The sequence below is a fragment of the Nitrospirota bacterium genome (assembly GCA_016235245.1).
GTDB lineage: Bacteria > Nitrospirota > Thermodesulfovibrionia > Thermodesulfovibrionales > UBA6898 > UBA6898.
This window is the reverse complement of record JACRLO010000010.1, coordinates 35,657-57,807: the sequence shown is the minus strand read 5'-3', so window position 1 is coordinate 57,807 and position 22,151 is coordinate 35,657. Positions and strand designations below refer to the sequence as shown.

Sequence of the window (22,151 nt, the reverse complement as noted above, 5' to 3'; positions counted from 1 at the left end):
GCATCGAGCAGCACCTTCTGCCGGACAATGTCGGGAGAGTACCCGCTGGCAAAGATGATCTTACAATCCGGGGCTATCTTCCGTATCTCATCATAGGCTTCACTGCCATTCATTTTTGGCATGATGAGGTCGAACAAAAGGAGCTTGATTGCCTCCCTGTTGTCCTTGAATTTGTTAACCGCTTCCTCGCCGTCAACAGCATCAATGACCGTGTACCCATACTCCGTCATGACGCTATGGTTAAGTTTCCGAAGCGATTCATCGTCCTCCGCTATCAAAATCGTTTCCTTGCCGCCCACAACAGGCCGCTCTTCCACAATCGGTGCTTTCCCCTCAAATTCCGCTGAGGCCATAAGCGGCAGGTAGATCCTGAATGTCGACCCTGTCCCCTTCTCACTATAAACACTGATATGCCCCTCATGCTGCCGGATAATGCCGTAGGCAACGGCAAGACCGAGTCCCGTGCCTTTTCCTACTTCTTTTGTCGTAAAGAACGGCTCGAAGATCTTCTGCCTGGTTTCCTTGTCCATACCATGGCCTGTATCTGAAATACTGATCAATGCATATCTCCCGGGCATACTGAGCCCTCGTGCAGAGGCAAACTCTTCTGACAGGGTGACCTCTTCTGTCGTGATCGTGAAGGTGCCTCCCTTTGGCATGGCATCACGGGCATTTGTCGTGAGGTTCATAAGAACCTGCTCAAGCTGGTGTGAATCAGCCGATATGACAAGCCTTTCTTCCGAGAGCGTCGTACTGCAGATAATATCCTCTCCAATAACCCTCATGAGAAACTTCTGCAGTTTCCCGATGATCTCATTAAGCTCAACCGGTTTTCTGTCAATCGCCTGTTTCCTGCTGAACAGCAGCAGGTCCTTCGTAAGATGCGCTGCCTTCTCAGAGGCCTCAAGTATGTGTTCAATGTTCAGGCGATTAGGATCATCCTCTGCCATCTTCATCAGACTCAGATGGCCATAGCCGACTATGGCAGACAGGATATTGTTAAAGTCATGGGCCACACCGCCCGCAAGATTGCCGATGGATTCCATCTTCTGTGACTGTCTGAGCTGGTTTTCGAGCTGCCGGTGCTCGGTGATGTCAAAGTTTACGCCGAGCATGCGGACAGGGGTTCCCTCCGAATCCCTGATAACAATTCCATTGGCTTTGAGCTGTCTTACGGTTCCGTCAGGGTGCAGCACTCTAAAGTCCGTATCCCACTCCTGCTCTCCCCTTAAGGTTGCCTGGCATTGTTCAATAGCCCTGTCACGATCATCGGGATGAAGACCGTTCTGCCATGCCTCGATGCCTCCCGGAAATGTCTCGGGCGTAAGGCCGTAGAGTTTGAGCATAAGGGCATCCCAAACCATCACGTTACTGGTGAGGTCCCAATCCCATATGCCGAGCCTGGCAGCCTGGGTCGCCAATTTAAAACGCTGCGTGATTGAAGCGAGCTCTTCCTCCGCCCGCCTGCGCTCGGTGATGTCGATTGTGTATCCCGCCAGCAGGGTTTTATCGCCCAGGACGATCGGGAATTTGATCGAGGTATAGTTGCGGCCATTCAAATCCTCATCTGTCCTGAGAACTTCACCGTTGGACACTACCGTCCAATCGTCAGCGGTCATCTTTGCGGCTAATTCGGCAGGAAACAGCTCGGCCATGGTCTTGCCCATCATGTCCGGGCCGGCGATGCCGATCATCTGTCTAAAATTATCACTGGCCTGCAGTACGCGGCTCTCGGAAGGAGTCACTTCCTTGATGTACGTATAAATGGGTGAATGCCGCATAAACAGGGAGAATTGTTCATTGGATTCCCGCAGTGCCTCAACACTTGCCTTCAGTTCCGCCGTTCTGGTATTGACCGCACTACGGAGGGACCGATTCCAGAGGAACAGGGCCAGGGTCAGCAGGCCGAGACTGCAGGCAACAATACTAAATATCCAGAAGGGAAAAGAACCGGTGAGGGATGAACCGGCCCAGGTGTTTTCAATTTTTTTCAGTTCGGCAGCCGAGATTCTGCCAAAGCCCTCCTGCAGCACCTGCAGCAAATCTTCTCTCCCCTTGCGCACAGCCCGATGGAATTCTCCTACATGCAGGGGGGCTGAGTGTTTGAACTCGTCATGAATACCAAACTTGTAAAGAAAATAGAGTGCGGGCGGTTTATCGACAACAAAGACATTGACTTTATGCTCCCTGGCAGCGCGGATAATTGCCTCGTAGCTGTCGAAAAGCAGCAAGTTGTCGATACCGTTGCGCTTCAGGAGATCAACAGCGTCATCGCCCGCCTTGGCAGCTACCACAAAACCTTTCAGGGATGCTGCATCGCTTATACCTGTAATATTTCTGTTAAAAAATATTGGCACCTCAAGCCTCGCATACGACTTGGTGAAATCAAGCCAGGCTGAGCGCTTCTCGGTCTTGAAGATCGTGTCGATAACATCGAATTCACCGGCCTGCATACGGCTGAGGGCCTTGCCCCAATCCATGGCGCTGATCTCAACCCTGATGCCGGTCTTCTGCTCCCATAAGCGCCATTGGTCGATGAGGATACCCTGCAGCCTGCCGTCACTGTTTTGAAAGACATAGGGCGGGTAGTTATTGTCCATGACGACCCTGAGGGATTGAGGAGGCGGTGCGGTAAAGGCATTTGAAGGCATGGCCGGAAACACGATAAAAATAATGACGACAAAGCAGAGGAGGAAATGCCTGTTACGCATGGACTTCACCGAGCAGGGTGATCTTCGGGGATAGATTCCTGGAGATAGTAATCGCATGTAATCCATTTCGATCTGCCTTTTATTACTGTTAAGCCACCGATCTGCCTACCCGTTCAGCTTTCTCTGATTATAGAAGACAAATCGCCTGCGCGCAATACAATATCCTCCGGGCTGTATTCCTGCCAGTGCATTTGCAGGCAGGCAGAACTCAGAAAACGCTACTCTTCTTTATAAATATCCGGATAGAGTTTTTTTGCGCAGTCAGGACAGATGCCGTGGGAAAATTCGGCCTCGGAATGGTCGCGGATATAGGCCTCGATCTGCTGCCAGTATCCCTTGTCGTCCCTGATCTTTTTGCATGCCGCGCAGATAGGCAGAAATCCGGACAGGAGCTTCACGTTTGAAAGAGCTGCCTGCAGTTGCTCCATCGACTTCCGCTGCTCCTGCTGGTAGAGCAGCTCCCTTTTCCGGTACTCGATGACCTCGCTGCACTTCTGTATGGCAGCAAGCAGCTTTTCCGTATCCACCGGTTTCATTACATAGGCATCGATGCCTGTTTCGATCGCAGAGAGCAGATAGGGGGTGTCACTATGCGCACTGGTAACAATGATTTTGGCCTCCCTATCGATCGCCTTAATCGTCTTTGCCATCTCAAGTCCGTCCATCACCGGCATCCGGATATCCGTTATCACAAGATCAGGTGCGTATTGTCTGAACAGTTCAAGCCCCTCCCTGCCGTCTGCTGCAGCAAAGACTTCCCGCACCCTGCGTTGCAGAAACAGCAGCACCTCCTCACGTGTTGAAGGCTCATCCTCTACATATAATATCGAGATATCATATCGTGCCTGTTCGTTCAAGCTATACCCGCCTTTTCCGCCTGCCGCAAAATGATGGTAAATACAGCCCCTCCCGGACCATTTTTCACGGTCAGACTTCCTTTCATATGATCTTCTATAATTATCTTTGACATGTAAAGTCCGATGCCTGTGCCTTTTGACTGTTCTTTCATCGTGAAATAGGGCTCGAATATACGTGGCATGACCGCATCCGGGATGCCTGTGCCGTTGTCGCCTACCTCGATAATAACATTGTCATCCCTGTTGAAGAAGTCAAATGTCATAAGCCCCTTTATGGATGATTTGTCCTGGACCGTCTCTCTTCTGGTTATTATTGAGTCTTGGGCATTGCTTATCAGGTTGAGGATCACATGCTCGAATTCATTCCTGTATCCCTCAACAATCTTCTCCGGACAGACTTCGATGCCGCCAACCTGCACAAAAGTTCTTGAATGGGTATGACAGGTAAGACGAAATGCAATATTGTTTGACGTCAACTGGGCGGAGAAGAGAGAAAGGACTTCGCCGATCACGGTCATCGTGTCAAACGTTGACAGCTCTTTATCGGGCCGGAAGAAATTCCGGAAGTCATCGATGGTTTTTGACATGTGCTGTATCTGGTCCATCGATTTCTGGACGGTTCTGTCAAGATACGATCTGTTGAGATCGCCATGGATATATGCATCATGAATATTCTGGACACACATGCCAAGGCTGTTCAGCGGCTGGCGCCACTGGTGGGCAATAGCTCCTAACATCTCACCCATGGCCGCAAGTTTTGACTGCTGGATCAGGATCTGCTCGTTTCTTGTCCGTGCAGCGATCTCCTCCTCGACCTGTTTTTCGAGATTGCATGTCAGATGTTCAAGCTGTCCGGTCTTCTCACGGAGGACATCTTCTGCATGCCGGCGTTCCGTAATATCCTGGAACATCCATATCGAGCCATCGGCGGGATCGTTTGGGTTCACCGCCTGCCCGACCAGGCTGGCCCAGAACGTTTCGCCCTGCTTGTTCACAAGCAGCAATTCTGTGGAATAGCTTTTTCCCAGGGCAATATGGGCATATCCTGTTGCGCCCGTTCGTTCATAATCATCCTGGGTCACATACAGGACTCTGGTACTCAGCCCCCAGAGTTCCTGAGGCTCATAGCCGAAGATCTTCTCGACATAGGGATTGGTCCATATGATCCTGCGGTTTTTGATAAAGCTGATGCCGATCGGTGCAGTCTGAAGAATGACCTGCTGCTCGTTCATAAGCTGCTTTATCTTTTCTTCTGCCTGTCTACGTTCGGAGATATCATGAACAATAGAATAGAGCATAGTCTTTCCGCCGGCCTGAATTGGGCCGGAATAAATTTCAACATCCCTGATCGAGCCGTCAGCCCGTCGGTGCTTGAACAGAAAGAAGGAACGCTGTTCTGTTTTGGCTGCCTGCATCTCTTTACGGACATCTTCAGCCTGCAAGATATTGATTTGAGATATCTTCATGGACAGAAGCTGATCATGTGACCACCCATAGAACATTGTTGCTGCAGTATTGGCATCGATGATTGCCCCGTCTGCCGGATCAATGACCAGCGCGACTACATGGACCTTTTCGAACATGCTCCGAAAACGCTCTTCGCTTTCGCGCAGGTCCGCTGTCCGCTTCTCAATGGTCTGTTCGAGGCCTTCATTCATTTTTTGAACTTCTCTGAACTGACCGGCAAGTGCCAGCATCATATTTCTGAAGTTCTCTATCAGAATATGCAAATCAACAATGTTGCTTGAAGGCCATTCAATCTTGTCAGCTGACGCAAATTCAGCCGAAATATCTGAGGATATCAGGGCAAGTGCTTCCAGCGGAGACGCAATGCGACGACTCAGAAGCTTTGCAACTGCCATCCCTGCCATCAGCAGCATGAAAATCTCAAAAAGATATTTTGCATACTTTTCGTAGATTCTTTGCTGAACAGGGGCAATCGGCAACTCCAGTATCAACCCCCACTCTGAAGTGCCTCCGACCCTACTTTCAGCTACATAGAACGAGTCTTTCCAGCGATCAGATCTCGATATGTTCTTTCTGCTTAACGGCAGCCACTGATACAGGCCTTCGGCCAACGGGATTATTTCTCCAGACGGCCGGTTGTACACATCCATGACCTTGAGATCAATTCTGTTGGTAACAATAACCCGTCCTTTTTTGTCCAGCAGGATAAAATTCAGGTCCTTCACGATCTGGCCCTTTGCGTTTAATGCAATAATATCATTCAATCGACCGAGATCCAGGACCCCGATCACATATCCTGAATATTGTCCGCCAGTAACAACAGGCGCCACTATTGCCACCCGTGGTCTGGGTGCACCAACTCTCCCCATTTCTACTTCAGTGAGCATTGTCCTGAGGTTCTTTTTCAGGACCGGAATAAATGGACGGTCGGCATAATTCATGCCAATATTCGGCGTTCCAAGATCATCAACAAGAGGAGAAAAGGCAACAACGGTTGCATTTCTGTCAAGAAGGCCAATGCGGAGAAGGTCTTTCTCCAGGGAATGGATATGTTCAATGCTCTGCTGCATTCTGGCCACAGTATTGCCCTGTGCCATATGCGCAAGATGATCCATCATATTCATATTTGACTTCAGCCACGTTTCAAGGTTGCTGTCAGTTCTCTCTGCTGCCTTGCTGAGGGAGCCCCGAATTGCAATATCTGTCTCGGCCAGTTCTCGCCTGCTTTGGCTGGCCAGTAGAAGCAGCGATGTGGCCAATATTGAAAATGCGAGCAGATTGAAAAAGATATCCCGGAGCTTGAACAGCTTTTCTCTGCCGCCGGAATAGATCATCATAAAGACAAGCCTTGCCACCAGAACATTAGCGATTCCGTTTACCGCCTGCTTCATCATACTGACGGCGACATTGTACATTGGCAGGTGCATGACTCCGTAATAGAAGAGGAAGATCATCGGAATGCCGATGCATACCCAGAAGAGCGTATCAGCAACAACAAGGTCGACTTTTTTTCGGTCATTGAGCAAGCCGGCACAAAACACTTCACACGTCATGATCACCATTGCCCAGGGATGATTCCAGAGAGAAAGCGTACTGGAACTAATAATAAAGGCCGAAAGGACCCCCATGCGGAGACCGAATATCTGAAGAGCCAGCATGGCAAAGATACCGCCGAAAATAAACTGAATGTCAAAAAATAGTTCGTAGTTGAAATAGTTGCCTGCAAGGCCTGCAGCGATCAGGCCGATGAGGAAAAGCAATTCTCTGAGTTTCGGTTCGGTTTTCATCAAACGCTTTCTCTGGTAACGAAGCATCCTTCGGGATACACGATGAGCTCCGCAGGCCTATTCTAAATCTACAAGCAGAGTATTCAGGCAGTCTTCGAGCGCTTCGATTCTGTAAGGCTTGTTCAGAACTGCCGCAAACCCATATGACCGGAATTCTGACATCACCGGGGTATCAGCGTAGCCGCTTGAGACGATTGCCTTCACCGCTGGATCTGACTCGCGCAGAATCCTGATAGCCTCCTCGCCGCCCATGCCACCCTTGATCGTCAGATCAAAGATAACAATATCAAAAGGCCTGCCGTCCTCCTTTGCCTGCCAGAACTTCTCCAGGGCGGCCGCTCCGTCAGCAGCACTTTCCACTTCATGGCCGAGTTCTTCGAACATCTCCTTTGCCACATCCCGCACAATCTCTTCATCGTCCATCAGAAGAATTCGCCGTGATCGTCCGGTGCCGGGCGATGCTTGAGCTTCTGCTTCCTCCTCAGTCTCACAGGAAGGCAGATAAAGAGAAAAACAACTGCCCTTGCCCTGTTCAGAGTCTACTTCTATCACTCCACCGTGGTTCTTTACTATGGAATACGAGGAGGCAAGCCCAAGCCCGCTGCCCTTCTGTTTTGTCGTAAAATAAGGATCAAATATCTTCGATAGATGCAGCTCAGATATCCCAATGCCGGTGTCTCTGATCTGTATCCTGACAAACCGTCCACCGTCCGATATTGCCTGCTTACTCCCTTTGGCAAGTTCTATGTTGTCTGCTGCGATCTCTATCGTCCCGCCCTCAGGCATTGCTTCTGCCGCATTCAACACCATGTTCTGGATCACCTGCCCGAACTGGCCTTCATCTGCCTCGGCTGCCCACAAGCCCTTCTCCACCGTCAGCCGGTAATCAACCCGTGAACCGCTCAAGGCGAACTTCGCAGCGTTCTCGATAACCTCAGCCAATATGATTCTCTTTTTTACCGGCCTGCCGCCCTTAGAAAAAGTCAAAAGCTGACCGGTCAGATTAGTTGTCATCTCCAGGGCCTTTCCGGCCTGATCAAGCATGGCCAGTGCTTTTTCTTTACGATCGATGTTCAGCCGGGCCATAGACATGTATCCAAATACTCCCTGCAGCAGGTTGTTAAAGTCATGGGCTATGCCGCCGGCAAGAACTCCGAGAGATTCCAGTTTCTGGAGTTTGAGACGCTCCTCAGCAGCATGCCTTCGTTCTGTAATATCCCGGCCAATCGAGAGAACTGCTATAGGTTCTCCACCTGAACCAAATACAATACGGTTGGTCCAGTGAACAAAGACCCTTCTGCCATCACGCGTGATGTTCTCATTTTCATTCTCTTGATAGCGCTTCGGATCTGACAATACCGCATTAATCATTTCAGAGAGATCACGATTGGTGACTGATTCCCGCCGTGGGACGATAGTGCCGACCACAGGCTTGCCGAGGATTTCATCAGCTGAATATCCAAAAAAATGCTCGGCAAACTCATTGAAATACGTCACTGTTCCATCAAGCGCCATCCTCAATATAATGACGTTTGCATTTTCGACCAGTTCCCGATATTTTGCCTCACTGTCACGAAGTGCATCCTCCATTTTTTTGCGCTCCGTAATATCGCGCGAGATCCCGTAAACACCTACAACATTGTGCTGGTCATCAAACACAGGCCCTTTTCTGACCTGCATCATCCGCTTCTGTCCTGCAAACGTCAACACATGCTCATACATAACAGACGAGGCCGAACTGATAATTCTCCTGTCATCCGCCATGACCCTTGCCGCTTCCTCAGGCACGAAAAGCGCGTAGTCATCTTTACCCCGCATCTCTTTAAAATCCCTGCCGGTTACATCTGACCATGCCTTGTTCATCAGCAGATACCGCCCCTGGAGGTCTTTGACGAATATCATATCAGCAGAGCTGCCGATAACAGCCTGCAGAAGCGTTTCGCTTGACCGCAAGGCATCCTTGGCACGTTTGCGCTCGGTAATGTCTTCGACCACTTCAATAGCTGCGATAATCTTCCCCTCAGCATCACGAACAGCCGAGGACATCACCAGAAAAGAGCGATATCCACCCGGCATTGGGGTCTCTGTTGTAGCCCGATGAACTTCCCCGTCCTGAAGGGTCTGGGTTGTGGGGCAGTATGAACAGATAACCTCGGCCGGCGGGGAATTAAAGTTCTTGTAGCAGATCGGCTGATTGCTGACATCGATATGAGGGAACCACTGTTTCATGACAGGGTTAAGGGAGATGATCTCCATCTGCGGACTTATGAGCGCCACACCGACGCCTATGTTCGAAAAAATTGAGGAGAATCGCTCCTCGCTCTGCCGCAGCGCGTCCAACTCCCGGCGTAGTCCTGTCAATTCCCGGATAAGCTCTTCTTTTGTCTTTCCGTCGTCTTTCATGGCACCCCTTAACACAGTATGAACATCTCATTATCTTAAAGACTACGGCAAATACCTTATAATTGTAGTTATTATATTTTATAGCATAAAGTTCAGGGTATAACGACATATTTTACTCCCCGGAGAATATTATAGATCAATGAAACAGTTCGAAATCCTGGACATATCCGGCGATGCAGGCATACGAGTATTCGGAAACGATCTGCCGGAGCTCTTTGCAAACGCAGGTATCGGCATGTACAGCCTTATTACCAATATCAATGAATTTCAGAACACGAAAACGCTCGAGGTTTCGGCGCAAGGCAGCTCATTGGAAGGGCTCCTTGTCTCGTTTCTGAACGAGCTGATATTCCATTTCGACACGTATGGTTTTGTCGGAAAGAGCATTGCCATCACGGCATTGGATCATAACAGCGTCGCAGCGACACTATCGGGAGGAGACTTTGACCCTGACCGGCATGAAGGGAAATTATTGATCAAAGCAGCAACCTATCATAAATTGAAGGTAGAGAAGAGGACAGACCGCTGGGAGGCAGAGGTCATTTTCGATATTTAACTGCTCAGACTCTGCCGGACAATGACAGAAACCTCACTGCAATGCAGTGCAGAAAAGCGGACAAGATCAGCCTGTTTCTTTTGCCTTCAGCGCCATAGCGACCTGCGTAAGCAGCATGTCCCTGTCAATAGGTTTCTCCAGAAAGGCGGCCACTCCGGCCTTTTTTAACTGATCGACCTCCAAATTTGAGCTGAAACCGGAACAGAGAATAACCGGCAGGTCCGGTCTGATCTCGAGCGCCCTGATCGCCAGTTGATCACCGGTCATTTCAGGCATGGTCTGATCGGTTAGCAGGAGATCCCAGTCGCCAGGGCTCTGAGACAACGCCTGCCAGGCCTCGAAACCATTGGCAAAGGCTGTTGCATCATAACCGGCATCTGTCAGGAACCGGCAGGTCAGCTCACGCAGAGATCTCTCATCATCCACAACCATAACCCGCCCATAACCTATCAGGACAGGAACGGGCTTAACCGTTTCTTTCGTCTCTGTTGCTGCCTGTTCCTGAATTATCGGCAGATAAACCGTGAAGGTCGTGCCCTGCCCGGGTTCACTCTTCACCGTGATCAGACCATTATGGCTTTCGACAATGCCACGGGTCACCGCCAGACCCAGGCCGGTGCCCCTGCCCTGCTCCTTAGTGGTAAAGTAAGGATCAAAGATCTTTGACATCGTCTCCCTGTCCATACCGCAGCCGGTATCGCTAACCGTAAGCATTGCATACCTTCCCTGCGGCAGATGATAATCATCGCCCATCCCGGCCTGCCCGCTATCGATATCTTTAAGAGTTATGCTGAGCACCCCAACCTGCCCCTGCTCCATCGACTGATAGGCATTGGTACAGAGGTTCATGATCACCTGATGAATTTGGGTCATATCGGCCAGAATTGTGGCCGCCGAAGTGATCTCCTCCTGGATCTCAATAGTGGATGGGATGGATGCACGCAGCAGTTTCACGGTCTCTTTGACTATCAGGGAAAGCTGCAGAGGGACCTTCTCTTGCAGCTGCTTACGGCTGAACGTCAGGATCTGGCGTACCAGCGCCGATGCCCTGTCAGATGCGGCAAGCACATTCTGCAGGTCGGTCTTCCAGCGCTCATCATCTTTTCCCCTCATGAGGGCGAACTGCGTGTAGCCAATAATAGCGCCAAGGATATTGTTGAAATCATGGGCAATGCCGCCCGCAAGGGTGCCAATGCTTTCGAGCCTCTGCTGCTCCTGCTGAATATTCTTCGCGTCCTGGAGCTCTCTGTATTGCCGCATCAGCTCGGCATCACGCTCACCAATCGTCTCTGCCATCCGGTTGACTGATGCGGCAAGAAGGCCCAGTTCATCATTGCGCCGGCCATCGAGGCGGACTGTGTAATCACCGCGGCTGATCCTTTCGGTCGCGATAACAGTTTGGGCTATCGGCTCCGCAACCCTGCGGCGCAGGATGACCGCCATAATGATAAGTTCAAGAAGAAGCGAGGCAAAGCCGATCGCAAAAATGATGCGTGCTGTCGAGAAGGCCAGAGCGGTCAACAGCTTCCGTGGATAGACGGTGACAAAGAACCATTCGGGCCCTTTGATGCGGGAGACTCCCAGAAAAACATCCAGGCCGGACGGCTCGATCGTAGAGGCAATATTCTTAGCCGAGTCAAGCACAGCCCTTACCATTGCCGCCAATTCAGCATCCCCAAGCGTGCTTACATGCAGGTTGCCGCCTGACTTTTCTATCTGGTCTGTCAGGTTTGGGTGAGCGATCAGGTTTGATTGGGCATCAACAATAAAGTTCCAGGTGCCCTGCTCGACATGGTTGGAGACAGTCCGTCTGATGAGGTCAGCTACCTCCACGTCCTGTCCGCCTGTTACTACCCACCGCCCCTTATCGTCACCAGGAGTCACACGGGAGAGCATCCAGGCTTTAGCCCCGGGGTCATAGTATACTGATGTCCAGAAGGGCAGTCGTTCAGGGTTCCTTCCAATTGTTGCCCGCCAGTACGTTTCGTAAGTGGTAATGTCTGTCTCGCGCGTGGCCGATCTCCCCCAGTCTGCGGACGGGCAGAAGTTGATCGAAAGCTGTTCCGGCATATTCATGAAGCCGCTGAAAAAACGGTTCACCAGCATCGGTCCCCACTGATCGAGAAGCTGCCAGCCGAGATATACACGCCTCCGCAGATCCGGTGTTATCGGGACATCATGGCGCAGATATACGGTCGCATGACGACGGTGGTCATTGATCTCCGGACGAACACGTATAAGGCCGTCAGACTCGCGTACGAAGATTCGGTCAAACTCAGCCTTTGGATCACGATCGCCCATTTCCTGCAGACGGTGCAGAAATTCATCGCGCACCATCACAGACTGCCGTTCCGCAAGCAGGAATTGCTCGCTCTCTGCCTTGCTGCGCAGATCAACGTAGTTTGTCAGATTCATGAAGACTGAGGACCGCAAGGTGCTGTAGACATGCCAATAACTCACCCCGGTAGCAATGACAATGACCAGGGCGATGCGCAGTGCCATCCTCAGCAGAGCCTGCCGTGAAAGGGACTGCTTCGTGTCAAAAAATTGCTTTGCTGTCATGGGTATCCTAGCTCTTCCCTCTGCGCTGATTTCATGTTTTCATGAAAAGATTTTTTTGTCAAATTATGGGCACCGGACCATCCTGACTCTTCGGCTCCCTGTATTGATTATCCCTCTTTTACGATATACTTAACAATATAGCTTTCATAAAAAGGAGCATTTATGTCACTTGAAAAACTGAAAAGGCTTGACGATACAAGGCTTGAGGTCCCGGTCTCATACAAGGACGGCATGCAGGTAAAGGGCATCGTCTATGTTGACCGCACACTTGAAAAGGATCTGGAGACATCAGCAATCGAGCAGGTGGCCAATGTTGCCACGCTTCCCGGCATTGTAGGCGCTTCCCTTGCGATGCCTGACATCCATAACGGGTATGGGTTCCCGATCGGCGGCGTAGCAGCCTTTGACCTGCAGGATGGCATCATCTCTCCCGGAGGCGTCGGCTACGACATAAACTGAGGCGTCCGACTCCTCAGGAGCAACCTGATGAAACAGGACGTGCTCCCGAGGATCAGGGACCTCGTCGAGGTCCTGTACAGGGAGATCCCTTCAGGCGTCGGTTCAAAGGGCAAGATACGCCTCAGCCTGAATGACGAAAAACAGGTGCTGATCAAAGGCGCGCAATGGGCCGTGGAAAACGGATACGGTGAAGCATCTGATCTTGAGCGCATCGAATCTCACGGCTGCATTGATAACGCTGACCCTTCCCTGATCAGCGGCAAGGCATACGAGCGCGGACAGGCGCAGCAGGGAACGCTCGGATCAGGAAACCATTTTCTCGAAATACAATATGTTGATAAGATCTATGATCAGCAGGCAGCCGATGGGCTCGGTCTTTTTGAGGGACAGGTTACGGTCATGATCCATACCGGATCCCGCGGGTTCGGCCACCAGGTCTGCACTGACTTTCTTGAAGTTATGGAGCGTGCGGCAAAGAAATATCGGATTATGCTCTATGACAGGGAGCTCGCCTGTGCACCTGTTTCGAGCCCCGAAGCTCGGGACTATCTCGGGGCCATGCGGGCTGCCGCAAACTATGCCTGGGCAAACAGACAGTGCATCATGCACTGGACGCGGGAAGCGTTCATGAAAGAGATGCGGTCCTCCCCCAGGGAACTCGGCATGCAGCTCATGTATGATGTCGCCCATAACATCGCAAAGGTCGAAGAGCATATCGTCAATGGCAAAAAGAAAAAACTGATGGTGCACCGGAAAGGAGCTACGAGGGCGTTTCCACCGGGTCATCCTGAACTGCCTGAGGCATACAGGCATCTCGGTCAGCCAGTGCTGATCCCCGGCGATATGGGAAGGGCATCCTATGTCCTGTTAGGCACCGAAAAGGCGATGCAGGAGACCTTCGGCTCGACCTGCCACGGCGCAGGCAGGATAATGTCCCGCCACCAGGCAATACGCCGCGCAAAGGGCCGGGCGATCTGGCGGGAAATGGAAGACAGAGGCATCATCGTGCGGTCAGCAGGAAGGGAGACGCTCGCTGAAGAGATGTCAGAGGCATACAAGGATATCTCGAATGTTGTCGATGTGGTGCATAAGGCAGGGATATCAACAAAGGTCGCACGTCTGCGGCCCATGGGAGTGGTAAAGGGATGATGAAACTTAAAATCGGCAAGATCTCCTACGCCAATGTCTGGCCCATCTTTTATATGCTTGAAAGAGATGCGGACTGCTCGTCGTATGAATTCGTCGAGGGCGTGCCTTCAGCCCTCAACCGGATGCTCAGGGAAGGAAGTATCGACATCAGCCCGTCCTCTTCCATCGAATACCTGAAGAACCCTGCCTTGTACGATATCATCGAAAACCATTCGATCGATTCAAACGGGCCGGTCGGAAGCGTGCTGCTCTTCAGCAAAAAACCGATCGGGGATCTTGAAGGTGAAACAATCCTCCTGACCTCACAGTCGGAGACATCCATTGCATTGCTCCAGATCACCCTCAGAAAATTTTATGGCCTCTCCTGCAGATATCTGCAGACAGCGGAACCGCTCGGGAAAGCGATCAGGTCTCATGCCGCGTATCTCCTGATCGGTGATGACGCACTCACCGAGGCAGCAAACTGGCCGGACCTGCATATCTATGACCTGGGACAACTCTGGACAGAGCATACCGGACTTCCCTTCACGTATGCGCTCTGGCTTTTAAGAAAAGAGAGCCGCAGGGAAAAAGAGTCGCTCGTCAGAAGGTTTGTGTCCGATCTGGAAGGAGCGCAGCAGCGTGCGCTTGGTGATCTGGACGGCATTGCCGCAGTATCGCCCTTCCGAAGCATCCTTCCGGAAAAACAGCTGGCCGACTACTGGAGAGGCATTTCCTATACCTTCAGCGCTGCCCACAAAAAAGGTTTTGCTCTCTTCAGACAATATGCGACGGAGCTGGGCCTGCTGCCGGCAGAGATATCTTCCTGAAAAAGCACGGTTTTTCCCCAAATCGGAAATAGTTACTTGCGCAGCGTGCAGTTTTTATTGTATTTTTTATGGCACAAAAGTTGTATGCTCCTGAATTGATTGTAATCAGGTTGCTGAAAAACTCAGACATAATTCCCGATGAAAGGAGGTGACACAAGTATGAAGAAAGTATTAGCGCTGATCATTGCTCTCATGTTCGCATTCGCAGTCACCGCAGCATTTGCTGCAGATGCCACAAAGGCTGAGGAGAAGAAGGCCGCTGCTCCTGCAAAGGCTGAGGAAAAGAAGGCTGACGACAAGGCAGCTGACAAGAAGGATGCAAAGAAGGCAAAGAAGGCTGCGGAGAAGAAAGATGCTCCGAAGGCTGAAGAGAAGAAGGCCGCTGCTCCTGCAAAGGCTGAGGAAAAGAAGGCTGCTGCTCCTGCACCGGCTGCTGCTCCGAAGGCTGAAGAGAAGAAGCCTGCTGCTCCTGCAAAGAAGGCAACAGGAGGCTATTAATCCTGATGTCTGTTTACTGAACATCTCCCCGGGGCACCGATCCCGGGGAGATGTTTTTACCCGCAACCTCCCCTGATTGACAGAGCAGAGACAATTCCTTAACAATAACACCATGCGCTTTATCATCAGAAACAGCCTCCGGGACTATTTCCTCAGGCTTTCCCTTAACCAGAAACTGGTCGCCATGATGCTGCTGCTGAGCACAAGCCTTCTGACCGTCTATTTTTTCCTTTATTTTCAGACAGAAAAGGCGATGTACCGTGAGTTCGAGAGCCAGACCGTGGAACTCTCCAAGGCCATTCAGGTCGGTGTTGAGGAAGTGACCAGCACCGGGGCGACTGACGAAAAGCGGCTTCAGGACTACCTGAAAAAACTGAACACAAAGGGAGTCAAGGAGATATCCATCATCAGCACGAGCTCGGATAAGATCATCTCCAGTACCGATCCCAGGAAGATCGGCAAAGATCCTGCTACAAAGCGGAAGGAACTGATCTTCAAGGCAGAGTTAGGAGAAACCGTGCCCGGCGAAGGTCACGCTTACAATGTAATCATCCCCGTTGTTGCAGGCGAAAAGCATTTTGGCTATATCCATCTGACGATCAATACCGACGACTTCTCTACCTTCATGCGAAAGCGTCTTTTTGCCAGGCTCTTTGCGGTCATATTTGTCTTCGGCATCGGTATGCTCCTGACCGTCTATCTTGCAAGGAGCTACACCAAGCCGATCGAAGAGGTCGTGCGAGTAGCACAGAGCGTTGCATCGGGCAATCTGAATCACGAGCTGAACGCAGACAGGAAAGACGAGATCGGAAAACTGGCACAGAGTTTCAACTTTATGGTCGAACGCCTCCGGGAGCAGCGCGACCTTGAAGAGAAACTGCGAAAAGCGGAGCATCTTGCGGGTATCGGCCAGTTCGCCACCAGCATCGCCCACGAGATCAAGAACCCACTCAACTTCATCAGTCTTTCGATCGACCTGATCAGGGAAAAATACAGGCCGGCTGACAACGCCACGCAGCAGAAATTCGAATCCATGATCGTGAACATCAAGAAGGAGATTCAGCGGGTAAGCAGGTTCGCCGAGAGTTTCCTCGAATTCGGGAGGCCCCTTGAACTAAACCGCGTGATGACCGATATGGACAAACTGATCGATGAAGTGATCGATCTGGTAACGGCCAAGGCACAGATGGAAGATATCGAAATCCGAAAGTCCTGCGAGTCGCTTCCGGAACTCTCCATCGATCCGGAGTTCATCAAGACCTGCCTGTACAATATCATCCTCAACTCCTTTCAGGCGATGCCTGCGGGAGGATTACTTACCGTCACGACATCGCAGCGTGGCAGCAGTTTTCTTTGCGTTATTGAAGATACGGGCATCGGGATCCCCGGGGACCGCATCGCAAAAGTCTTTGACCCTTTTTTTACCACAAAGACCACAGGGCTCGGGCTCGGACTTGCCCTGACAAAAAGGGTCATTGAAGAACATAAAGGGAGCGTAGAGATAAAAAGCGCAGAAGGCAGAGGCACCACATTTACCATAACTCTGCCGCTGGAAAGGGAGGCGTAATATGGCGGTAATCCTCGTTGTTGACGACGAACCCCTGCAGCGGGACATCCTGAAGACAATCCTTGATGACGAGGGATACGAGACCCATACCGCAGCCTCAGGAGAGGAAGCGCTCAAGACCATTACAAAATTCCCTCCTGACGTAATCCTGACTGACCTCAAGATGGAGGGCATGGGAGGCATAGAGCTTCTCGTAACCGCACGGGCCGAGAACTCTTCTCTGACATTTATTGTTATGACTGCCCACGGCACGGTCGGCTCGGCAGTCGAGGCAATGAAAAAGGGCGCCTTTGACTATCTGCAGAAACCGCTCGAAAAAGAAAACCTGCTCATTACGGTCAGGCGTGCAACAGAGCATGCTGAACTGCTGAAGGAAAACCTGCAGCTCAAAAAAGAACTCTACGACAGGTTCAAAATGGAAGGCATTGTCGGCAGATCGTCAAAAATGCAGGAAGCCATGGAGATCATGACGAAGGTTTCCGGCAGTCCTGCTACCGTTCTGATCATCGGGGAGAGCGGCACAGGGAAAGAGCTCATAGCACGGGCCATCCATTATAACAGCCCGCGACGCGCCAAGCCGTTTATTGCACTGAACTGCGCAGCCATCCCTGAGAATCTGTTTGAAAGCGAGCTGTTTGGATACGAGCCGGGGGCATTCACCGGGGCCTCGGCCCGCAAGATCGGTCTTTTCGAGGCTGCCAACAACGGTACGCTTTTCCTTGACGAAATCGGCGATATGCCGCTCATGATGCAGTCTAAACTTCTTCGCGTACTCCAGGACAGAGAGATCAGGCGGCTCGGCGGAAAGGAACCGATCAGGATCGATGTCAGGATCATCACTGCTACGAACAAGGACCTGGTGAAGGAGCTCTCAAAAGGCGGTTTCAGGGAGGACCTGTATTACCGCCTCAAGGTTGTAACGATCCAGCTGCCTCCTCTGAGGGAGCGTAAGGAAGACATTCCGGAGCTGGTCGCATTTTTCAGGACTAAATATAACCACGAATTCGGCAAGAGGATAAAGGGCGTTGACCAGTCATCACTGAGGGCTCTTACCGAATATTCCTGGCCAGGCAATATCCGGCAATTGGAATCGGTCATTGAGCGCGCAGTCATCCTGAGCGATCATGACGCGATCACCCTGAAGGATATAAAAAGTGAACTCAGGACCGCTCAACCGTCCGGCGTCTGGGATTTTGAACTCAGTGAGGAGGGCTTAAACTTCGAGGAACTTGAGAAGAACCTGTTGCGAAAGGCCATGGCAAAGTCAAACGGCGTTGTTGCCAAGGCTGCAAAGCTTCTTGGGATGAGCTATAAGACCTTCTGGTACCGCTGGGAAAAGATCAGCATGGGGCCTGCCTCAAAGAGAATTGCGGATGAATAATTCTGATTCTCCGGCCAGGCTCAGCTCGGCCCAGCTCAGTCTCCCCTTTGTCCGTGATGAATATGCGCTGCGGTCTTCCCTGAAGAAACTGCTCGGCAGGGATATCGGGATTACACTGACCGATAACAGGACAAGCATGATCTCCCTAAGAAGAGGGCGGGGCAGGGAGAGCCTTCGGATCCACCGGATATTTCTTGAGGCAGATGATTTTGTTATGCAGGCCGTTGCCAACTTTATCAAAAACAGGAAGACAGCCCGTCCTGCTATTCAGGCTTTCATTGCCCGGCACAGCAGCCTATTGAGATCGGCATCAGCGCAGACTGCTTTGCTCAGAACAGAGGGAGCCAGCCACTCTCTTGCCACATTGTTTCATAACGTCAATGACATCTATTTTCAGGGAGAGATTACTGCCTCCATAACCTGGGGCAGGAGGGTATCCGGCAGGAGATCGCGGCGGGTAACCCTTGGAAGTTATTGCCGGGATTCCCGTATTATCAAAATCAACCCTCTGCTTGACAGGCCGACGGTGCCAAGGTTCTTTCTTGAGTTTGTCATCTACCATGAAATGCTCCATGCGGCTCTTGGGACGGTGGTCGCGCACGGAAGGCGCTTGGTCCATTTCAGAGAATTTCGCCAAAGAGAAAAGCAGTTTGCCGAGTATGAGCGCGCAGTCCTCTGGGAAAAAGAACACCTCGTCAGATAATACTCTCTATTGCGGCTGCTTCCTGACGTTACACCGCCTGATTGCCCGGCTGAATTGTATGCAGGTGCGTTACGCAGAGACGGCAACAAACAGTTGATCAGTTACGAATTATGAACATAAGCTCATCAAATATTCATCAGAATTTCAAACTGAACGCATACGATAAGAGCACCGAAAATACCTCGGAACCCTCCATTTCACTTGGGCCCTGATATTCAGGGCCCCTTTTTTTCTTGACATGATTTGTAACATGTGTTACTTTTGTATCATGTATCACTAATACCAAAAAGGGGAAGGCATTAACAGTGACAAAAAACAGTATTGAGAGAAAAGATCCCCTCTGGCTCCTCTTCTTCTACAGCGTCCCTTCAAGGCCGGTGAGCAGCAGGATGAGGATCTGGAGAAAGCTCGCCCGGATTGGGGCTGCCCAACTGAAGGGGGCTGTGTACATCCTTCCTTTCAATGAGGAACGCTATGAGCTCCTTCAATGGCTCGTCACCGAGATAGCGGGAATGAAGGGTGAGGCTGCAGTCGTCAGCATCGAGAAGATCGATACCATGAAGGATACAGAGATTGTCGCTATTTTCGATCAGCAGCAGGCAGGCGAGTATAAGGTCCTGCAAAAGTCCTTTGATGATCTTGGCCAAAAGCTGAGCAGTATACGCAAAGGCGCAAAACCGCAGAATGTGAAAGCACTATCAGATCAGTTTGAGAAACTCCAAAAAGAGTTTGATGACATGCAAAAAATTGATTTCTTCTCGTCCAGGGAGGGCGCAGCATTAGGCGAAAAGATAAAGCGTATCCATGCTGAGCTCAAGAGTGTTTCAGGCTTTGCTACACAGCGGGCAAGACCTGCAGCCGTGACATTACGAACGCCCGCTGAATATCACGGCAAGATCTGGATCACGAGGAAAAAGCCGTTCATTGACAGGATGGCATCAGCTTGGCTCATTAAGAGGTTTATTGACAGGGATGCAGCTTTTGATTTTATCGATGAAAAGGGTATGGAGACGATAGACAAGCGCTCCATATCCTTTGATATCCGCGGAGGGGAATTCACTCATAGCGAAGACATGTGCACCTTTGAGGTGCTTATGAAATCCTTTGGTCTCAGGGATAAGACCCTCAAAAAGATGGCTGAGATTATCCACGATCTTGACATGAAGGATGACAAGTTCAATGCGATCGAGGCCAAAGGCATCGAAAATATCCTGGAAGGTATACGCCGCACCGCAGACAACGACCAGGATGCTCTGGAAAAGGGTATGACCGTATTTGAGATGCTGTATGCTTCCAAAGGCTGATACAAAGGAGAAATAATTTGGTTCAGAAACCATCATTTAAAGAGGCCTTCCGCTACTGGTTTAAGCTCGGATTTATCAGCTTTGGCGGGCCGACCGGTCAGATAGCGATGATGCATAAGGACCTGGTCGAGAAAAGGAGATGGATCGGCGAGGACCATTTCCTCCAGGCACTCAATTTCTGCATGCTCCTTCCGGGGCCTGAGGCCCAGCAGTTGGCAATCTATATCGGATGGCTCCTGCACAGGACATGGGGCGGAATCGTTGCAGGAGTATTTTTTGTGCTTCCTTCGGTGTTCATACTCTGGGGGCTTTCATGGCTTTATGTATCGCTGGGCACAGTGCCTGCGGTAAATGCGTTTTTCTATGGGCTAAAACCTGCTGTGGTGGCGATTGTTGCCGAAGCTGTGATCAGGATCGGCAAAAAGTCTCTAAAAAACGCAACCTTGGTCACCCTTGCAGCCCTGTCATTCATTGGGATATATTTCCTCAATATCCCCTTCCCGGCTATCGTGCTATCCGCCGGTCTCATCGGATATATCGGCAGCAGATTCATCCCTGATACGTTTTTCAGGATTAAGGCAGGCGGAACTGGGAATGCCGATGTTGCACTGAGTGACGAGGTATTGGCACAGGGCCGCATCAACCCGACGTGGCAGCGCTCACTGAAAGTTATTGCCATAAGCCTGGTCTTCTGGTTCTCTCCTGTTATTCTCCTGGGGCTATGGAGAGGTTGGAATGATATATTTATCGACATCGGAATCCTATACAGCAAAGCTACGGTGGTTACATTCGGCGGTGCATACGCAGTGCTCTCGTACATCAGCCAGCAGGCGGTAAATCACTACGGATGGCTGCAGCCTGAGCAGATGATTGACGGCCTCGGCCTGGCAGAAACAACACCGGGCCCTCTCATCATGGTAGGTCAGTTTATCGGGTATCTCGCAGCGTATACCCATGCAAAAGGGCTAAATCCTGCAACAGCAGGGGCCATCGGCGGACTGCTTACGACATGGGTCACTTTCACTCCGTGTTTCCTCTGGATATTTCTTGGAGCTCCCTACATCGAAAGACTGCGCAATAATATCACATTGGGATCTGCGCTTTCGGCGATTACTGCTGCGATTGTTGGGGTTGTCCTGAACCTCTCGGTGATGTTCACATACCATGTCCTGCTGCCCGAGGGTATGGGATTCGACTGGTACGCACTGACAGCTTCAGTGGTCGCTTTTATCGGAATGCTCCGCTTTAAATGGGGAATGATCCCGGTGATCATCGGGTCTGCAATCGCAGGGTATGTATGGAAAATGTTCGTGTAAAGCCAAAACAAAAGGAGGATTATCATGAAAGAAGTGACAGAGATGGCAGTAAAACTGATGGCAGCGTCGGCGCGGACTGCGCCCAAGGCTGGGGGCAAGGATTTTCTTGAGATCGTTGTGATCACAAAGGATGAGGATCTGAAGGCTATCGCAGAGTCCATGAAAGCATACGCTCCGAAGAGCACGAACGAGGCCTTCTGGCTGAGAGACGCCTCGAACATCGAAAATTCCGAGGCGCTTCTCCTTATCGGTCTGGCAAAACCGGTAACAGCAGGATACGACTGCGGCGCCTGCGGGTACCCAACCTGCGCTGAGTTTGCAAAGAACAGGAATATTCAGGACAAGGAGATGGGCTACACAGGCCCGCACTGTGTGATGAGGATGATAGACATCGGCGTTGCCCTCTCCTCGGCAGCTAAGACTGCAAGCATATTGAATGTGGACAACCGGGTTCAGCAGCGGGTCGGAGCAGCAGCGCGCGCCATCGGTCTGATCAAAGGTGAAGTGGTGATGGGCATCCCGGTCAGCATAACCGGCAAGAGCATCTATTATGACCGGCAGACACCGGCGAAACACTGAGCATTTCACCCTCCCCTCACCAACAGTAGGGGCTTAAGCCAGG

General features: G+C 51.1%; 14 protein-coding genes and 1 pseudogene. 10 read left to right on the top strand and 5 right to left on the bottom strand.

What is annotated here, in order from left to right:
• From HZB31_04985 to HZB31_04970, 4 genes are all read right to left on the bottom strand, one after another.
• A partial coding sequence (locus tag HZB31_04985) for a transporter substrate-binding domain-containing protein (GenBank protein ID MBI5847294.1) occupies positions 1-2,711 on the bottom strand: 2,711 nt, incomplete at its 3' end.
• A gap of 218 nt (positions 2,712-2,929) precedes the next feature.
• Entirely contained in the window at positions 2,930-3,568 is a 639-nt protein-coding gene (locus HZB31_04980; protein MBI5847293.1) for a response regulator, read from the bottom strand.
• Complete coding sequence (locus HZB31_04975; GenBank protein MBI5847292.1) at positions 3,565-6,822, bottom strand: PAS domain S-box protein; 3,258 nt, start codon at positions 6,820-6,822, stop codon at positions 3,565-3,567. Before HZB31_04975 ends, HZB31_04980 begins: the two co-directional genes overlap by 4 nt.
• A gap of 57 nt (positions 6,823-6,879) precedes the next feature.
• On the bottom strand, positions 6,880-9,225 hold the full coding sequence (locus HZB31_04970; GenBank protein MBI5847291.1) for a PAS domain S-box protein: 2,346 nt from the start codon (positions 9,223-9,225) through the stop codon (positions 6,880-6,882).
• 139 nt (positions 9,226-9,364) lie between these two features.
• On the opposite strand from HZB31_04970, the gene HZB31_04965 reads away from it, so the two are divergent.
• The gene (locus HZB31_04965) at positions 9,365-9,781 is read left to right on the top strand and encodes an archease (protein ID MBI5847290.1); all 417 of its coding nucleotides are present in this window, start codon (positions 9,365-9,367) and stop codon (positions 9,779-9,781) included.
• Between the two features lie 66 nt (positions 9,782-9,847).
• Here HZB31_04965 and HZB31_04960 read toward each other — a convergent pair whose 3' ends face one another.
• Positions 9,848-12,343: a response regulator gene (locus HZB31_04960; protein MBI5847289.1), complete on the bottom strand. Its 2,496-nt coding sequence runs from the start codon at positions 12,341-12,343 to the stop codon at positions 9,848-9,850.
• 162 nt (positions 12,344-12,505) lie between these two features.
• On the opposite strand from HZB31_04960, the pseudogene HZB31_04955 reads away from it, so the two are divergent.
• From HZB31_04955 to HZB31_04915, 9 genes and pseudogenes are all read left to right on the top strand, one after another.
• A pseudogene (locus HZB31_04955) lies at positions 12,506-13,951 on the top strand (RtcB family protein).
• Entirely contained in the window at positions 13,948-14,760 is an 813-nt protein-coding gene (locus tag HZB31_04950) for a menaquinone biosynthesis protein (protein ID MBI5847288.1), read from the top strand. The pseudogene HZB31_04955 and the gene HZB31_04950 overlap by 4 nt, the downstream one beginning before the upstream one ends.
• Positions 14,761-14,919: 159 nt before the next feature.
• Positions 14,920-15,258: a hypothetical protein gene (locus HZB31_04945; protein ID MBI5847287.1), complete on the top strand. Its 339-nt coding sequence runs from the start codon at positions 14,920-14,922 to the stop codon at positions 15,256-15,258.
• 112 nt (positions 15,259-15,370) lie between these two features.
• Positions 15,371-16,825, top strand: coding sequence for a HAMP domain-containing protein (locus HZB31_04940; protein MBI5847286.1), 1,455 nt, complete (start codon positions 15,371-15,373; stop codon positions 16,823-16,825).
• 1 nt (position 16,826) lies between these two features.
• Positions 16,827-18,206, top strand: a complete 1,380-nt coding sequence (locus HZB31_04935; protein MBI5847285.1) for a sigma-54-dependent Fis family transcriptional regulator — start codon at positions 16,827-16,829, stop codon at positions 18,204-18,206.
• A complete protein-coding gene (locus HZB31_04930; GenBank protein ID MBI5847284.1) occupies positions 18,199-18,909 on the top strand; it encodes a hypothetical protein in 711 nt (236 codons plus the stop codon). The genes HZB31_04935 and HZB31_04930 overlap by 8 nt, the downstream gene beginning before the upstream one ends.
• Positions 18,910-19,214: 305 nt before the next feature.
• Positions 19,215-20,213, top strand: a complete 999-nt coding sequence (locus HZB31_04925) for a chromate resistance protein (protein MBI5847283.1) — start codon at positions 19,215-19,217, stop codon at positions 20,211-20,213.
• Positions 20,210-21,529, top strand: a complete 1,320-nt coding sequence (gene chrA, locus HZB31_04920; protein MBI5847282.1) for a chromate efflux transporter — start codon at positions 20,210-20,212, stop codon at positions 21,527-21,529. Before HZB31_04925 ends, chrA begins: the two co-directional genes overlap by 4 nt.
• A gap of 24 nt (positions 21,530-21,553) precedes the next feature.
• Positions 21,554-22,108, top strand: a complete 555-nt coding sequence (locus HZB31_04915; protein MBI5847281.1) for a hypothetical protein — start codon at positions 21,554-21,556, stop codon at positions 22,106-22,108.
• Positions 22,109-22,151 lie beyond the last annotated feature (43 nt).

Excerpts from the sequence above, each read along its gene's own strand:
- HZB31_04975 (MBI5847292.1), bottom strand. The coding sequence starts at position 6,822 with ATGAAAACCGAACCGAAACTCAGAGAATTGCTTTTCCTCATCGGCCTG.
- HZB31_04970 (MBI5847291.1), bottom strand. The coding sequence starts at position 9,225 with ATGAAAGACGACGGAAAGACAAAAGAAGAGCTTATCCGGGAATTGACA.
- HZB31_04965 (MBI5847290.1), top strand. The coding sequence starts at position 9,365 with ATGAAACAGTTCGAAATCCTGGACATATCCGGCGATGCAGGCATACGA.
- HZB31_04960 (MBI5847289.1), bottom strand. The coding sequence starts at position 12,343 with ATGACAGCAAAGCAATTTTTTGACACGAAGCAGTCCCTTTCACGGCAG.
- HZB31_04950 (MBI5847288.1), top strand. The coding sequence starts at position 13,948 with ATGATGAAACTTAAAATCGGCAAGATCTCCTACGCCAATGTCTGGCCC.
- HZB31_04945 (MBI5847287.1), top strand. The coding sequence starts at position 14,920 with ATGAAGAAAGTATTAGCGCTGATCATTGCTCTCATGTTCGCATTCGCA.
- HZB31_04940 (MBI5847286.1), top strand. The coding sequence starts at position 15,371 with ATGCGCTTTATCATCAGAAACAGCCTCCGGGACTATTTCCTCAGGCTT.
- HZB31_04935 (MBI5847285.1), top strand. The coding sequence starts at position 16,827 with ATGGCGGTAATCCTCGTTGTTGACGACGAACCCCTGCAGCGGGACATC.
- HZB31_04930 (MBI5847284.1), top strand. The coding sequence starts at position 18,199 with ATGAATAATTCTGATTCTCCGGCCAGGCTCAGCTCGGCCCAGCTCAGT.
- HZB31_04915 (MBI5847281.1), top strand. The coding sequence starts at position 21,554 with ATGAAAGAAGTGACAGAGATGGCAGTAAAACTGATGGCAGCGTCGGCG.